This window comes from Moorena producens 3L (assembly GCF_000211815.1).
Taxonomy (GTDB): Bacteria; Cyanobacteriota; Cyanobacteriia; order Cyanobacteriales; family Coleofasciculaceae; genus Moorena; species Moorena producens.
Genome location: NZ_GL890820.1, coordinates 48,228 through 62,331 on the forward strand (window position 1 = coordinate 48,228; position 14,104 = coordinate 62,331).

General features: G+C 42.0%; 15 protein-coding genes and 4 pseudogenes. 16 read left to right on the top strand and 3 right to left on the bottom strand.

The features are described from left to right. Positions 1 to 618: 618 nt before the first annotated feature. Together LYNGBM3L_RS01460 and LYNGBM3L_RS01465 are read left to right on the top strand one after the other, a co-directional pair. Positions 619 to 828, top strand: coding sequence for a type II toxin-antitoxin system HicB family antitoxin (locus tag LYNGBM3L_RS01460; protein WP_008178170.1), 210 nt, complete (start codon positions 619 to 621; stop codon positions 826 to 828). A 217-nt stretch (positions 829 to 1,045) separates the two neighbouring features. Further along, the gene (locus tag LYNGBM3L_RS01465) at positions 1,046 to 1,438 is read left to right on the top strand and encodes a XisI protein (RefSeq protein ID WP_008178171.1); all 393 of its coding nucleotides are present in this window, start codon (positions 1,046 to 1,048) and stop codon (positions 1,436 to 1,438) included. 57 nt (positions 1,439 to 1,495) lie between these two features. On the opposite strand, the gene LYNGBM3L_RS39405 is transcribed toward LYNGBM3L_RS01465, so the two are convergent. Then, the gene (locus tag LYNGBM3L_RS39405; protein ID WP_008178172.1) at positions 1,496 to 1,771 is read right to left on the bottom strand and encodes a hypothetical protein; all 276 of its coding nucleotides are present in this window, start codon (positions 1,769 to 1,771) and stop codon (positions 1,496 to 1,498) included. A gap of 899 nt (positions 1,772 to 2,670) precedes the next feature. Further along, a complete protein-coding gene (locus LYNGBM3L_RS35705; RefSeq protein ID WP_229414247.1) occupies positions 2,671 to 2,922 on the bottom strand; it encodes a hypothetical protein in 252 nt (83 codons plus the stop codon). Positions 2,923 to 3,370: 448 nt separating this feature from the next. On the opposite strand from LYNGBM3L_RS35705, the gene LYNGBM3L_RS01480 reads away from it, so the two are divergent. From LYNGBM3L_RS01480 to LYNGBM3L_RS39410, 8 genes are all read left to right on the top strand, one after another. Then, positions 3,371 to 3,727 carry a type II toxin-antitoxin system RelE/ParE family toxin gene (locus LYNGBM3L_RS01480; protein WP_008178175.1) on the top strand — a complete coding sequence of 119 codons (357 nt, stop codon included), beginning with the start codon at positions 3,371 to 3,373 and terminating at the stop codon, positions 3,725 to 3,727. After that, positions 3,720 to 4,022 carry a helix-turn-helix domain-containing protein gene (locus LYNGBM3L_RS01485; RefSeq protein WP_008178176.1) on the top strand — a complete coding sequence of 101 codons (303 nt, stop codon included), beginning with the start codon at positions 3,720 to 3,722 and terminating at the stop codon, positions 4,020 to 4,022. The genes LYNGBM3L_RS01480 and LYNGBM3L_RS01485 overlap by 8 nt, the downstream gene beginning before the upstream one ends. 189 nt (positions 4,023 to 4,211) lie before the next feature. Continuing rightward, positions 4,212 to 4,550, top strand: coding sequence for a XisI protein (locus tag LYNGBM3L_RS01490; RefSeq protein ID WP_008178177.1), 339 nt, complete (start codon positions 4,212 to 4,214; stop codon positions 4,548 to 4,550). 107 nt (positions 4,551 to 4,657) lie between these two features. After that, entirely contained in the window at positions 4,658 to 4,945 is a 288-nt protein-coding gene (locus LYNGBM3L_RS01495; RefSeq protein ID WP_008178178.1) for a type II toxin-antitoxin system Phd/YefM family antitoxin, read from the top strand. Next, a complete protein-coding gene (locus tag LYNGBM3L_RS01500) occupies positions 4,929 to 5,279 on the top strand; it encodes a type II toxin-antitoxin system RelE/ParE family toxin (RefSeq protein ID WP_008178180.1) in 351 nt (116 codons plus the stop codon). Before LYNGBM3L_RS01495 ends, LYNGBM3L_RS01500 begins: the two co-directional genes overlap by 17 nt. 250 nt (positions 5,280 to 5,529) lie before the next feature. Beyond that, positions 5,530 to 5,754, top strand: coding sequence for a hypothetical protein (locus LYNGBM3L_RS01505; RefSeq protein ID WP_044491960.1), 225 nt, complete (start codon positions 5,530 to 5,532; stop codon positions 5,752 to 5,754). Next, the gene (locus LYNGBM3L_RS01510) at positions 5,744 to 6,055 is read left to right on the top strand and encodes a PIN domain-containing protein (protein WP_008178183.1); all 312 of its coding nucleotides are present in this window, start codon (positions 5,744 to 5,746) and stop codon (positions 6,053 to 6,055) included. Before LYNGBM3L_RS01505 ends, LYNGBM3L_RS01510 begins: the two co-directional genes overlap by 11 nt. A gap of 129 nt (positions 6,056 to 6,184) precedes the next feature. Next, positions 6,185 to 6,466 carry a type II toxin-antitoxin system HicB family antitoxin gene (locus LYNGBM3L_RS39410; protein ID WP_131826942.1) on the top strand — a complete coding sequence of 94 codons (282 nt, stop codon included), beginning with the start codon at positions 6,185 to 6,187 and terminating at the stop codon, positions 6,464 to 6,466. Between the two features lie 32 nt (positions 6,467 to 6,498). Here the strand turns inward: LYNGBM3L_RS39410 and LYNGBM3L_RS01515 are convergent, their stop codons facing one another. Then, the gene (locus LYNGBM3L_RS01515; RefSeq protein WP_008178184.1) at positions 6,499 to 7,104 is read right to left on the bottom strand and encodes a Uma2 family endonuclease; all 606 of its coding nucleotides are present in this window, start codon (positions 7,102 to 7,104) and stop codon (positions 6,499 to 6,501) included. A gap of 401 nt (positions 7,105 to 7,505) precedes the next feature. Between LYNGBM3L_RS01515 and LYNGBM3L_RS01520 the strand changes: the two genes are divergently transcribed. The 6 genes and pseudogenes from LYNGBM3L_RS01520 to LYNGBM3L_RS01550 all read left to right on the top strand — a co-directional run. Beyond that, positions 7,506 to 9,575, top strand: a complete 2,070-nt coding sequence (locus LYNGBM3L_RS01520; protein WP_008178190.1) for a prolyl oligopeptidase family serine peptidase — start codon at positions 7,506 to 7,508, stop codon at positions 9,573 to 9,575. A 205-nt stretch (positions 9,576 to 9,780) separates the two neighbouring features. Beyond that, positions 9,781 to 10,905 carry a hypothetical protein gene (locus tag LYNGBM3L_RS01525; RefSeq protein WP_008178195.1) on the top strand — a complete coding sequence of 375 codons (1,125 nt, stop codon included), beginning with the start codon at positions 9,781 to 9,783 and terminating at the stop codon, positions 10,903 to 10,905. Positions 10,906 to 11,350: 445 nt separating this feature from the next. Then, positions 11,351 to 11,701: pseudogene (locus LYNGBM3L_RS01530) on the top strand (IS200/IS605 family accessory protein TnpB-related protein); the annotation flags it as partial. 62 nt (positions 11,702 to 11,763) lie between these two features. Continuing rightward, positions 11,764 to 12,897 (top strand): annotated as a pseudogene (locus LYNGBM3L_RS37765) (IS630 family transposase). A gap of 7 nt (positions 12,898 to 12,904) precedes the next feature. Next, a pseudogene (locus tag LYNGBM3L_RS46870) lies at positions 12,905 to 13,572 on the top strand (nuclease/transposase family protein); the annotation flags it as partial. Positions 13,573 to 13,677: 105 nt separating this feature from the next. Continuing rightward, positions 13,678 to 14,061: pseudogene (locus LYNGBM3L_RS01550) on the top strand (zinc ribbon domain-containing protein); the annotation flags it as partial. Between the last annotated feature and the right edge of the window lie 43 nt (positions 14,062 to 14,104).

A 14,104-nucleotide genomic window follows, 5' to 3' on the forward strand; every position in this document is an offset into this window, starting at 1 on the left:
AATTAAACATAAATGAGTCTATAAATGGCTATTTAGGCTATTTGTAAATAAATGTAAATATTTTTTATTACCCCTTGCATTTTTTCGAGGATTTATCTATACTATAGAAGGTACACACTGAAACTAATAACCGCGCTGGTGAAGGTTAACGGCTATTACCAGCGCGGCTTTTCTCCCAACCAAGTAGGAGTTACTTCCATAATGGCAGAAAAATCACGATCATTAATCCCGACGTTTCAGCAACCTACCGGAGCTAATGATGCTGGTTTGGTTAAGAGTTGGAACTTTTTGCTTTTTTGCGCTTGCTGCGTTACCCTTTCGAGGGCGCACCCTACAAGATCGTGGGATTAGCCCAAAGGGCTAGGGCTTGGGGCGTTGCTTAATAATGGCATGATTTTAAGAGTAGGTGCGCGCCTCCTAGGGCTAGTAAATCGCCCTTGGGTCGTATGTAGCATGGGCATCTTGCCCGTTACAATATATTTTCGGGCGGGCAGGATGCCCACTCTACTCCTATTCAAAGGAAGACTGACGCAACGCCGGTAAATCAAGTCTTGAGGTTCCAATTGGGACTCTTAAAAATATATGGCGACAAGCTCAAATAGATGAGGATAAAATCTAATGCGCTATGCAGTTGTTATTGAAAAAGGAAAAAATAGCTACGGTGCTTATGTTCGAGATCTTCCTGGGTGTGTTGCGGTGGCAGAAACATTAGAAGACGTTAAACAATTAATTACTGAGGCAGTGATGTTTCATTTGGAAGGATTGAAAGAAGATGGATTAAGTGCTCCTGAATCAGTGTCATTCTGTGAGTATATTGAGGTGGCTTAGGGCACACCCATCACACTCAACCAGAAACAATCCCTTGCCGTAAGTACCTGGACAAAAATAAACTTCACTATATTAACTTATGTAAAGTTGCCACAAGTCCCTCTGCTCCCTGCTCCCTGCTCCCTGTTCCCTATTTCAACAGTTAATTTTGCTTTTGTCCGACTACTTATCAGATTAGATTAGTAATTTATGATGTGAAACAGGAGGTAATTGTTCAATGGCTGTAGAGCAATATCGCCAGTATATTCGACATCTTCTTTCCGAACGTGCTCAACGGGCTTCACGGCAAACAATTGCGCCAGAATACGTAGGTGCGCGCCTCCTAGGGCGAGTAAATCGCCCTTGGGTCGCACCTGAGGTTCAGACCGTCTTTGATACAGAGCAGGATCACTACCAACTGCTGTATGTTGGTTGGCGTGGGAATAAACGTGATTTTGGCTGTGTTTTGCATCTTGATATCAAAGGTGGAAAAATTTGGATTCAGCATGATGGCACGGAAGAGGGACTTGCCAACCGATTAGTGGAAATGGGAGTGCCAAAAGAAGATATTGTTTTAGCTTTTCATGAACCTGAAGTACGCCAGTTTACGGGTTTTGGTACAGGTGAATAGATTGTCAATTAATCTATCGGTATCATTATCAGTAGTGGTTTTGTTAGGTTTTATTTTTTAAGCCAATTTTCCGAATGTAGTAAGTAATTTCTTGGAATTGCTATTTAGTAGTAACCCTTCTCTGTCTTCGACATCTGAAAGGTCTTCCACCATTTCTACTAAATAACCGTTTGGTTCTGCTACACACCAACAATAGGGATTAATTTTGTCCGGATGTCCTTCTGGTAAATCTGTTGCCACCATAGTTTGATAATGCCTAGCAATAAGTTTCGCTAACCACAAATAGTCTTTCCCTAGTGAAACTCCCTTTCTATAGGAAATAGTGATATCCATAGGAAAACCTATGTCATAGTCGTTTATCATTACAAAGGCTTCAGCTTGACTATCAGGATAGTTTAAGGTTTCACATCTTAGAGGATATCTGAAAAGTTTTTTGATACTGAATTTTGCCCCCCTGACCCCCCAACTTTGGGGGAAGAGTCAATTTGCTTCTAAAAGTCCCCCAGAATTGGGGGACCAACGGGGGCTTGGATGTAGCAAATGAGACTTCTCAGACAACCTCTTAAATCGAGGCTTTTAGACAAAAATTGAATCAACTCATATTCATCTACTACTTTATTTAGGTAAAATTGTATTTCTGTAGACAACATCACTTACGGAGGTTTGCATAACTATCAGGTACACAGAACGGGCTAAGATAGGATTACATTATCTTATGAAGCTTTTTGATATGACAAGTTTATTACAGTATGTCACGAATGAGCAGGGGGAAAGAGTTGGGGTTTTATTGGACTGGAACACCTATTCTCGACTCGCTAATCCATTAGGGTTGGATGAGGAGTGTTTGCTTGGTTTGAGTGTAGATGAGTTAGAAGCACTGGCAAGTTGTAAATTGGCTGTGGCAGATCAAACTCGTTTGGATGATTTAGTGGCGAGAAATGTAGAATCATTGCTCTGCACTGATGAGGTGGCTGAGTTAGAGGACTTGTTGGGAAAGGCGGATCAATTGACAATTCTCAAAACTCGCGCCAGATATAAACTCTCTGTGCTTAGAAAATGTTTCAACGGCAGGGTGAGCAGTTGTAGGGTGGGCAAAGACCGTTTAGTTTTTTTTTATAATTCTAGATACTATAACTTTGCCCACCCTACTTTTTGTTATTTTCAGTTTACATTCGGATTGAGTTACAGCGACAAATTCGTAATCGCTTTAGTTATTCTATTTATCGGCAATTTTAATTATTATTTTTCAGACGTTGAGCGAGTAGACAATCCTCAAAGCTCAATGCTTCTTCGTCTAGGAAGTTGGAAATTGCCATTTCAATGGTAGCTTCCAGGGAACATTCTAATTCAGTAGACTTTTCATTGAGTGCAACTTTGATGTAGTCAGGTAAATAATTGACAAGCTGAGCGATCGCTTCTGGGGAAAGGTGTTGGGTAGTGAAGGTTTGATTCATAAGACTAGGGTTGGTTAAACCAGTTGTCATTTTTATATTTATCTTTATCCTAGTCTTTCTTAGTATACTATTCCTTGGTTCAGTAACGCCCATTTACGGCATTGCTTAATAATGGAATGATTTGAAGAGTTTTTAGGTGCGCTTGACCCATTAAGAATTTAATTCGCGTGATTGTCGCAGCTGTGGAATGGGCATCAGGCGTGGAATGGGCATCTTGCCCGTTTCATTAAGGGCTAGGGCTTTGCGATCGCACTAAGATAATCAATACTCGATTTGATCGATTGACCAGCATTTTCAAGGACTCTTACCGATCAGCATAAATCTGTAATTGGGATAGAAATCATACCAATTCGCGATCGCTAATTCCCCTCCATTCCGAAAAAGCGATGCTCCAAAAGAGCCGCTAAAAGCGAACGCACTTTCTTCTGGTGTTATCTTTTTATGCCAAATAAGGTATACTGTTTGGTGAGGTAAGGTAATGACAGATAAAGTAATTTACTGGGTTGGCTCTTCTAGAGAAGAATTATCGGATCTTCCCTTGGAAGCACGGCGGAAGGCTGGTTTTCAATTGAGAGCTATCCAAAGGGGTCAAAAACCTACAGATTATAAGCCGATGCCCACAATTGGCAAGGGAGTTGAAGAGATTCGCATTTGGACCGGAGAAGCCTATCGGATTTTATATGTCGCTAGATTTGAAGAGGCAATTTATGTGCTTCATGTTTTCCATAAAAAAACACAGAAGACCTCCAAAGGAGATATTCAACTAGGACAGAAGCGTTATCAGGAGATGGTTCAGTTTAGAAAGGAACAAAAGGATAAACATAAAAATGACTGATGAAAAAACCGTCAATGTCGTGTTAGGGGACGACAATGTATTTAAAGATTTGGGATTTGAGGCAGAAGAAGCAATGAATCTCAAGGTAAGAGCGGATCTGATCTTAGATTTGCGTTCCTATATTCAGGAGCGGGGATGGACTCAAAATGAAGCAGCAGAGTTTTTGGGAGAAACCCAACCGAGGATTAGTAATTTAATGAATGGTGAAATTAGTCGATTCAGTGTGGATAAGTTGATTAATTTGCTAGGAAAAATAGGGATGGAAGTGAAGGTAGAAGTCTTCCCGAAAGTTTGATAGTTGTAAGCTATCAGCTATCAGCTATCAGCTTTCAGCTTTCAGCTTTCAGCTTTCAGCTTTCAGCTTTCAGCTTTCAGACATCAGCTTAAGCGCTACGCGCACGCTTCGCGAACAGCTATCAGACATCAGCTTTCAGCTAAAGGCTGACGGCTGACGGCTTAATGCTTACAGTAAGGTAATTGAGCAATGGATAGATTAAAGCATTATCGGGAAATTGTCCAGGAAGTTTTAAGAGACTATCATCATATCAATCAAAAATCTGGTTCTACCACTGAAAGTGCTTTAGGGTTTGATGAGGTACAGGATCAGTATCTTTTGCTGCTGATGGGTTGGTGGAAAGATGAACGGATTAAGAGTGTTATGATTCATATCCGTTTGAAGGATGACAAGATTTGGATTGAGGAAGATTGGACTGAGGATGGGGTGGCGACAGATTTGTTACAGAAAGGGATACCACGAGAGGAGATTGTTTTAGGATTTCATCCACCCCATCTGAGACAATATACTGAATTTGCAATCGCATAGGTCACGGGGGGCGCGATTGACCGTAGGTCACGCGGGGCGCGTTCGCATTAGACAAAACAGTTTCAAGCTATTAACATTAAATTATCAAATAATTTATTAAAACTATCATGTTTAGTCTGAGTGACATCCATCCACTCTCAGAATTCCAACGGGGCGCTAAAGCCTTTATCGCAAGGCTCAAAGAAACTAAAGCACCAATGGTTCTGACTGTTAATGGCAAAGCTGCTGCAGTTGTTCAAGATGCTGAAAGCTATCAGCAACTTCTCGATCGGATGGAATTGCTTGAGTCTATTGCAGGCATCAGAAAGAGTATTGAGGAGTTTGAGCAAGGACAAGGTATTCCGTTAAAGGAAGCATTTCAGCAGCTCCAGGAAAAATATGGCCTACCAGATTGAAATCTCTCCTACTGCAGTGGCAGATATTGAAAGTATTTTTATTTGGATAAAGGAGGATTCAGCAGAACGAGCTTATCGCTGGGTAAGAGGATGTTATGAAGTGATGTTGACCCTGGAAAACTTTCCGAGGCGTTGCTCACTAGCCCTCGAAAGTAAGTATATGGGTATTGAGGTGCGCCAACTTCTCTATAAAAAGCAATTCTATATTTTATTCACGGTGAGTGAAGCAGTCGAAGAACAGGAAGGAATTGTCCGCATTCATCGTGTTCGCCGTGGTTCTCAACAAAGGATCGAAAGTATAGATCAACTTTTAGGTGATGATCCAGAAATCTAAAGCACTTTTATTAAGCTATTGAATAGAGTGAGTGCTGGGTTCGAGATCCGAGCAACTACCAAGGTCGAAATTTCTGAAGTAACGCACTATAAAAGATCGGCGATTAGCGGAAAGGGCGAGGGATTTGCGATGCTCCAAAAGAGCTGCTAAAAGCGATTGACCTACGGTCACGCTACGCGAACGCACTATGCTAATAGACCAGCAATCGCGCTAAGATAAGCTAAGGTAAGGTCCACTAATGCTACTGCCAATGGAAGTTCTAAAACTGACCACTAAGACTGATGAATCGGGTTGTTTGAATCTTAATATTCCAACCCAGTTAAGGGCAGTTGAGGTTAACGTTGTCCTTGTTTTAGATCCAGTTTCATCAGTTGATAAGCAGGAATTAAACTATGATTTTTCAGATTTGGTGGGGCGATTAACCTTTGGGGGAGATGCGGTAGCAATGCAAAGGAATCTAAGGGATGAGTGGTAATCGCTATTTCCTAGATACAAATGCAATTGTGGCTCTACTGCAAGGAAATGCTAAAGTAATTCAATTATTACAAAATGCTGACTGGATCTGGATTTCAGTCATTAGCCAAATTGAGTTTCTGGCTTTTTCTGGGCTAGCCGAAAGCGACCGCCAACTTTTTAAACAGTTTCTTCAGCGAGTAGAGGTGATCGGTTTAGTGTCGATTGACACTGGGTTGATTGAGAAAATTATCGAAATTCGCCAGCAATATAGGTTGAAATTGCCCGATGCTATAATTGCAGCGATGGCTATACAAAATTAGGCCAGTTTGGTGACAGCTGATCAAGAATTTGCCAAGGTAACGGTTTTAAGAGTAATTAATTGGTAGCGATCGCCCTATAGTCATGATTAGCATGGGTTAAGCGCTTGTTTGCTCAAGATTTAGACTATAATGAGTCGAGAATTTAATGTAATTATCGAGCGCGATGCTGATGGCTACTTTGTAGCTTCTGTTCCCAGTCTTAAAGGGTGTCATACCCAAGCAAAATCTTTAGATGAATTGATGGAGCGTATTCGAGAAGCAATAGGCCGTAGGCCACGCTACGCGAACACCCTTTGTTTTAAATTTGAAGAAAATGTAGAAGATTCCCTTCACTTCGTTATATCGTTATCCTCTTGCCTCTTGCCTTTTTCGTCAATAAGTGTGTTTAGAACCCAGATACAAAAGCGCTGATAGCTGATAGCTGATAGCTGAAGGCTTACTCCTCAATCCCAGATCTGATCCATCTGGAGCACAAACCCAGGTAAAACTGGCTCACCACTCACCGTCGCTGGATTATCCAGCTGTTCAACTTCCGCCCCAAGACGATATACATAAACTTGGCGCTGATCTGGGTCAATCAGCCAACCGAGCAAAGTCCCATTTGACCTATACTCTGCCATTTTGTCTTGCAAGTTTTGCAGGCGATCACTCCCAGAACGTAGCTCAATCACAAAATCAGGGCATAGGGGTACAAACTTCTTTCGTTGTTCTTTAGTTAGGGATTCCCACCTCTCAAGCTTGACCCAAGCAACATCAGGAGAACGATTTGCTCCATTGGGAAGTATAAAGCCAGTAGAAGAATCAAAACCTTTCCCTGTACCATCTTGGCATACCCAAATGCCAAACTGAACAATCAAATCAAAATTGCGACTGCCAGTTTCCCCTCCTGTAGGAGTCATAATAATCAGCCTTCCATCTTGCTCCCGTTCGATTCGTAACTCCCGATTGAGCTGACAAAAAGCAAAGAATTCCTCATCACTCATATCAAAAGCCGGACGAGTCTTGAGCTCTAAGGGCGTTGCTAGTTGTGGTGTGATCGATCCAGTCATAATTATCAGGCGCGATTTGCCTTCCGCAACCCTACCGCAAGCACACAGTGATTCTATTTTAGAGCTTATTGCTTTACCTCGGCATTAGCCCATTGTCGATGCCAATAATTGATTGTAAGTATTAACCTATCAGCGTGTTGCGTATCAGCTAATGCGCTACGCGCACGCTACGCGAAAAGCTTTTGAATAGAACAGGTAAGCATTGGAATAATGCTGAGTTACGTCAGCACCTCAAGTAGTGTGAGCTAAAAGCTGAAGGCTGAAGGCTGACGGCTGACGGCTGAATGCTTACCAAGAGTTTAGATCAATTCGCGATCAGCTCCATAGCTGCCCATGTCATCCAACCTCGACCCAAAGAATAGAAACGTTAAACTAGAAACGCTGCTTTCCCATCTGCCACTATGCCATCTACCAGTCAACCCCTGAACTATCCCAAAAGCCGCAAAGCCGACCAAGTCGATGATTACCACGGTACTCTAGTTGCTGACCCTTACCGCTGGCTAGAAGACCCAGATTCAGAGGAAACAAAGGCTTGGGTAGAAGCACAGAATCAAGTCACCTTTGGTTATCTCAGCGAAATACCAACACGGGAAACACTTAAGCAGCGCATCACCAAGCTATGGAATTACGAGAAATATAGCACTCCCTTTAAAAAAGGCGATCGCTACTTTTATTTCAAAAACGATGGTCTCCAGAACCAAAGTGTTCTCTACACCTTGACCTCCCTCGATGCTGAACCAACCCTATTACTTGACCCCAACAGCCTTTCAGAAGATGGTACCGTTGCCCTATCAGGTTTAGCCTTTAGTAAAGATGGCAAGCTGCTGGCCTATGGTCTGTCTAGGTCTGGTTCTGACTGGCAAGAGTGGCAAGTGCGGGAGGTGGAAACCGGTCTTGACCTCTCGGATCAGATTAAGTGGGTGAAGTTTTCTGGGGCATCTTGGACTGACGACAATCAAGGTTTCTTCTATAGCCGCTTCGATGAACCCAATGAAGCCACTAAGTTAGAAGACCTCAATTATTATCAAAAGCTCTATTACCATAAGCTGGGAACACCCCAGTCAGAGGATAGTCTGATTTATGAGCGCCCTGACCAGAAAGAATGGGGTTTCAGTGGTCAAGTCACTGAAGATGGTAATTATCTGATCATTACAGTCTTCCTCGGTACTGACCCAAAGAATCTGGTGTTTTATAAAAATTTGCAAGACCCAGATTCCCCGGTTGTGGAACTCATTAACGAATTTGATGCCAGCTATAGCTTCATCGGCAATGATCAATCAGTATTTTGGTTCCGCACAGACTTAGATGCCCCTCGTAGTCGAGTGATTGCCATTGATACTAATCATCCTGCTCAGGCACAGTGGCAAGAAGTAATTCCCCAAGCCGATGAAACCCTAGAAGGTGTTGGCTTACTCAACAACCAATTTGTGGCCGATTACCTCAAAGATGCTCACTCATCCATCAAAATTTTTGACCTGGATGGTTCCTTTGTACGGGAAGTCGAATTACCAGGTATTGGTTCCGTTGGTGGTTTCAATGGGTTACGTTATGATACTGAAACCTTCTACAGCTATACCAGCTTCACCACCCCTGCAACCATCTATCGCTACGACATGGTAAGTGGGGAAAGTACCATTTTTCGGCAGCCCCAGGTAGACTTTAATCCCGATGACTACGAGACCAAACAAGTTTTCTACCCTAGCAAAGATGGCACCCAAGTGCCTATGTTTATCACCCACAAGAAGGGATTGCCCTTAGATAGCAATAACCCCACTTACCTCTATGGCTACGGCGGCTTTAATATCTCGATAACCCCCAATTTCTCCATTAGCAATCTGGTATGGATGGAAATGGGAGGTGTTTATGCTGTTGCCAATCTCCGTGGTGGTGGTGAATATGGGGAAGATTGGCACCAATCTGGCACAAAACTCAACAAGCAAAATGTATTTGATGATTTCATAGGGGCGGCGGAGTGGCTAATTGGTGCTCAGTACACCTCACCACAAAAACTTGCGATCGCAGGCGGTAGCAATGGGGGATTATTGGTCGGTGCTTGCATGACTCAGCGTCCAGACTTATTCGGTGCAGCCCTACCAGCAGTGGGAGTACTGGATATGTTGCGCTTCCATAAGTTTACTATTGGTTGGGCCTGGTGTTCCGACTACGGTTCCCCAGATAACCCAGAAGAATTTAAAGCCCTTTACGCCTATTCCCCATTACACAATCTCAAACCAGGAACCGCTTATCCCCCTACCCTGATTACCACCGCTGACCATGATGACCGGGTTGTCCCTGCCCATAGTTTCAAATTTGCCGCAGCCTTGCAGGAGGCCCATGAAGGGGAACAACCAGTGTTAATTCGGATTGAGACCAAAGCAGGGCATGGTGCAGGCAAGCCCACCAGTAAGATAATTGAGGAGATTGCTGATAAGTGGGCGTTCTTAGTCAGAAGGCTAGAGGTAGAGGTTTAAAGAGTAAACAGACCATAACTTGCCTAGGATTTTCAGGCTAGGATTTAGGACACAGTTCACGATAAGATATAGCGATCAGTGTAGGAATTGTGATAATTTTTTTCCCCTGTTCCCTACTCCCTACTCCCTGTTCCCCTCCTGGGAGGGGTTAGGGGTGGGTTCCTGTTCCCTTTGCTGCTCTTTTTGACAAGACTGCTGGTTACTCATGGACTTATCTGCTATTTTAAACGTTGCCCTTGGCTTATTTTTTGTCTACCTGATCACCAGTCTGTTAGCCTCTGAAATCCAAGAATATCTCGCTAGCGTTTTACAATGGCGAGCTAAACACTTACAGAGGGCTATCGAAAATTTAATTAATGGTGGGATTCAGTTACGAAATATAACCCTGAAAGATGTGGTCGATGAGTCAGATGGAGAATCAGTTAACGTAACCGTTGATCAGATTAACAATTTAAAAAAGACCAAACGGCTTTTAAAGAAACTCTATCAAAATCCCTTGCTTAAATCAGTTAATCACGAAGCCAAAGACCTAGATAACAAAAATGAATTAAAGTCAAACTCTAACTCAACGGTTAGTGGACCTTCCTATATTCCATCAGATACCTTTGCCACCGCTTTAATCATGATCATTGTTCAGCAGGCATCAACCTTCAAAAATAATGCCGAGATTACTCTGGACAATTTTAAAACAGCCCTTGAAGAAGATAAGATCAAAAATTTACTTCCTGAAGACTTAAAGATAACTCTTTTAACCCTGATTGATAAAGCGAAATTTGAATACTCTGACCGGAACAAAGACCTAAAAAAACTCCAGGAAGAACTGGCGACATGGTTTGACGAATCCATGGCACGAGCTGCCGGGGTATACAAGCGTCAGTCTAAAGCCATATCTTTTTTAATTGGATTAGTGATTTCCCTAGCCTTGAATATCGATACCATCAATATCAGCAATCAATTCTATAAAAACCACAGTGTAAGAGCTGCTGCCAATCAAGTCACTAATAGGATTGTTAATGAAACTAGTGCCTGTTTACAGCAAGAATCAAACAATAATGACTGTTATGATAGTATAACCTCAGCTGTAGATGACCTAGCCTTCCTTCCCATTGGCTGGGGAGAAACTAATCTTGTAGAGCAGTTTGAAGAACCCAATCACCTTCCCAGAGAGCTGGGTTTGACTTGGGTTTACTTCAAATTCGTTGTAGGGATTATTTTGAGTGCGATCGCAATCTGTATGGGAGCCCCCTTTTGGTTTGAAGTACTAAATAAGTTAGTCAACGTTCGTAATACTGGAGACAAACCAAAATCTTCGCGCATAGACTCCCAGTAAGCATTCAGCCGTCAGCCATCAGCCGTCAGTGGTCAGCCGTCAGCCGTCAGCCGTCAGCCCTTGGCTTTTGGCCACGCTACTGTTCGCGTAGCCTGCCCGTAGCGCATTAGCTGATACGCGACACGCGCTATAGCTTACGACTGCCCACTGCTATTCCTGATTATGATAGCAATTTCCATCCTAATGAGGAACACAGGATTTTTTCCCTGTTCCCTGTTCCCTGTTCCCTGTTCCCTGTTCCCTGTTCCCTGTTCCCTGTTCCCTAAAACCAGGTACTCTGTACCTCACCAAATTGAACAGGACGTGAGACGCATTCCCCCACCTCGTTCAGGTGGGGGTTAGTCCACGCTAAGAACAATAGCCAAAAACCTAGAACATCAATCAATCTATTGTCGTCTACATTTTTGTAGGCTAAAATATTAACTAGCAATATTTTATTAGACCAGTGAAAACGCCGACCAAAGTTATCAGAACTGACAAGTGGAAACTCAATCCGTCCCTAGAACAAAAAATGTTGTTTACGGAGACGGTCAAAGTTTATCGTCAGGCTTGCAGGTACTTAGTCGGTATTATTTATACTCATTGGTCTGAGCTTGGTGTCTTGACTGCTGATCAGCTAACTCCTGCTGTCGAAAAGTTGATGCATAAAACAGCCAAGCGTCCAAATATAAAATATCCACAATTCAACAAGGCTTTTTATAAGTTCCCTAGTTACTACCGTCGAGCTGCGATTCGGCAAAGCCGACGCTTCGCGAACGCATTTGCAGCTGGACAGGTTAGTAGTTATGTGACTCGATAAGCTGTTCGGCATTTAAATTGGTATAATAAAAATTAATAAATAACCCAATAATAGGAAATATGCCAGCAAAAAATTATCTGACAGCAAAAAACAATACTTCAAAAAGCCTTAAAAATAGAAGAAAATGGAAATATTAGAGAACGTATTTTAATTTTGCTGTTGTTGAATAGTGGAAAAACACAGTTAGAAATTGCTGAAGTTTTGGGTTGTTCAAAGAACACAGTCTGTTATTGGTGTGTCCACGGAGATCCAGATGACTTAGAGAGTCTTAAAGATAAAAGAATGAAAGGCAATCACCAAAAAGCAACAAAACAATATATAGAAGTATTATTAGAATTAGTCGAAAAAGAACCCGAAGAATTAGGATATGAATTTGGTCGATGGACAGCTCAAAAATTAGCCGTTAATTTAGAAGATACAACAGGCATCAAGTTAAGTGGGTCTCAAGTTCGTAGGATACTAGTCAAGAAAAAATATGTTTACCTTTGGTCAAAGTATAGCTTAGATTCTAAAAAAGACCCTAAAAAAAGGGAAGCATTTAAAAAGAAACTAGATGAGTATTTAAAAATAGAAAAAGAAAGCCCAGAGCGTCTTCAGGTATGGTTTTGGGATGAAAGCGGATTTAGTTTGAGAGTCATCAGAAGAAAAAACTGGTGTAAAAGAGGAAAGCGAAAAAAAGTTAGAGGAGACCGTTCGCGCAGCGTCGGGCTTTGCCCGAAAGGCAAGGGAGAGTTAATGTGATGGGAGCTTTGCGATATTCAGATAAAAAAAGATTTGTAGATTTCCTCAAAAAAAGCAATAGTCAAACTTTTTATGAAGTTTTAAAAACCTTTTATAAAGAGCTAGAAAATGAATGGATGGAAGCGGGTAATCAACTAGAAGACTTTGCTAATAAAGGACCGAAAATCGTCATTATTTTAGACAATGCTAGTTTTCACAAAAAAGCCGAATATATTCATAAAATAGAAGAAGATATGCCGAATATTTATTTAGAATATCTTCCCGAGTATAGTCCTGATTATAACTTAATTGAATTGGTTTGGCATTCAGCAAAAGAATATATTGCCAATCGAGTTTTCAAATCAATTGAAGAATTAGAATGTTTGTTAAATCATCTTTTAAATGAAGGAGGGTTAATTATAAAATGGGTACGAAAAATAAAAAACAAAGGCAATGCTGTTATCACAGTTTAAATGCGCAACAGCTTACCGTGAATGGCAGTCTGGTAGTCGAAAAAGGAAAGATAGCAAACCACCAAGATTAAATGCTGATACTGGCTGCTATCCAGTTTTGTACAAAGGTCAATGTTACAAGTTACATGGTTTTGAGAAAATCGAAATCAAAGTTTTTGATGGGAAGAATTGGATCTGGACTAAAGTTCAGATTACCGGCTTAAGAGAACGCCATCAGGTAGCTACTAACAAAATGATGTCCCCGTCGTTGATTTTCAATGATAGGTACTGCCATCTGTCTGTTCCGTTTACTTGTAATCCAGAAAAGCGTAAACCAGAAGCTAATGTTACTGCGGTAGATTTAGGTATTAATACTACCGCAACAATAGCAGTCGTAACCCAAACCGGCACTGTAATCCATCGCGATTTTATTCATCCAGGGGGAGACATAGACCGCAGGGATAAGCGACTAAAATCTGTATCCGTACGGGCATCCAAAACCATGGGCAAGGGCGGCAAACTTCATAAGGGTTTCTGTTCTAAGACTTATCAAAAATGCCAAAGAATCAACAACCGAATTGGCCATATCGTTTCTAAACGAATTGTTGAGATTGCTGAGAAGTTTAATTCTGAAGCGATTCGGCAAAGCCGACGCTTCGCGAACGTCTTTGAGAATCTCAAAGGATGGTTTGAAGTTACCGTAAGAATAGTGGAGCCTTTACAGTTGGCAGGTTATGCATAAAAGGGTTAAGGATTATTAATTAAGGCTCCACTATTCTAAGGTTTCGTCTCCGGAAACCAAAGGGTGGACGAAAGCGGTCTAATCTAAGCCAAAGATTCCACGGTTGGCTCAAAGCAAAGATTCGTGATTTTACGGAAATGAAATGGGCTGAATTGGGAGGTAAAGTTATAGAGGTCGTGGCGGCTTACACTTCAAAACTGGCCTATGATGGTTCTGGTACGGTTAGACGTAATTCAAAAAATTATGCCCTAGCAACCTTCCCTTCAGCTAAGCGATTCAATGCCGACCTTAATGGCGCTTACAACATTGGTGCTAGAGGTGTACTTAAACTCGTTCGTAGAAATAGCAACGAGGGTAGTTCCAGCAAAAGATCTGGACGACCGCCTAGAAGCTGGGCTTGCCTCTGTGATTTGTGGGTTAAGGCTAACTCCAAATTAGCATAGGACACCACCACCTCGGCGCTTAACGGTGGTGGAAGCTTCATAA

Bases quoted from the DNA above. Each gene is read 5' to 3' on its own strand.
- LYNGBM3L_RS35705 (WP_229414247.1), bottom strand. From the start codon at position 2,922: ATGACAACTGGTTTAACCAACCCTAGTCTTATGAATCAAACCTTCACT.
- LYNGBM3L_RS01490 (WP_008178177.1), top strand. From the start codon at position 4,212: ATGGATAGATTAAAGCATTATCGGGAAATTGTCCAGGAAGTTTTAAGA.
- LYNGBM3L_RS01525 (WP_008178195.1), top strand. From the start codon at position 9,781: ATGGACTTATCTGCTATTTTAAACGTTGCCCTTGGCTTATTTTTTGTC.
- LYNGBM3L_RS01465 (WP_008178171.1), top strand. From the start codon at position 1,046: ATGGCTGTAGAGCAATATCGCCAGTATATTCGACATCTTCTTTCCGAA.
- LYNGBM3L_RS01495 (WP_008178178.1), top strand. From the start codon at position 4,658: ATGTTTAGTCTGAGTGACATCCATCCACTCTCAGAATTCCAACGGGGC.
- LYNGBM3L_RS01515 (WP_008178184.1), bottom strand. From the start codon at position 7,104: ATGACTGGATCGATCACACCACAACTAGCAACGCCCTTAGAGCTCAAG.
- LYNGBM3L_RS01505 (WP_044491960.1), top strand. From the start codon at position 5,530: ATGGAAGTTCTAAAACTGACCACTAAGACTGATGAATCGGGTTGTTTG.
- LYNGBM3L_RS39405 (WP_008178172.1), bottom strand. From the start codon at position 1,771: ATGGATATCACTATTTCCTATAGAAAGGGAGTTTCACTAGGGAAAGAC.
- LYNGBM3L_RS39410 (WP_131826942.1), top strand. From the start codon at position 6,185: ATGAGTCGAGAATTTAATGTAATTATCGAGCGCGATGCTGATGGCTAC.
- LYNGBM3L_RS01500 (WP_008178180.1), top strand. From the start codon at position 4,929: ATGGCCTACCAGATTGAAATCTCTCCTACTGCAGTGGCAGATATTGAA.
- LYNGBM3L_RS01510 (WP_008178183.1), top strand. From the start codon at position 5,744: ATGAGTGGTAATCGCTATTTCCTAGATACAAATGCAATTGTGGCTCTA.
- LYNGBM3L_RS01485 (WP_008178176.1), top strand. From the start codon at position 3,720: ATGACTGATGAAAAAACCGTCAATGTCGTGTTAGGGGACGACAATGTA.
- LYNGBM3L_RS01520 (WP_008178190.1), top strand. From the start codon at position 7,506: ATGCCATCTACCAGTCAACCCCTGAACTATCCCAAAAGCCGCAAAGCC.
- LYNGBM3L_RS01460 (WP_008178170.1), top strand. From the start codon at position 619: ATGCGCTATGCAGTTGTTATTGAAAAAGGAAAAAATAGCTACGGTGCT.
- LYNGBM3L_RS01480 (WP_008178175.1), top strand. From the start codon at position 3,371: ATGACAGATAAAGTAATTTACTGGGTTGGCTCTTCTAGAGAAGAATTA.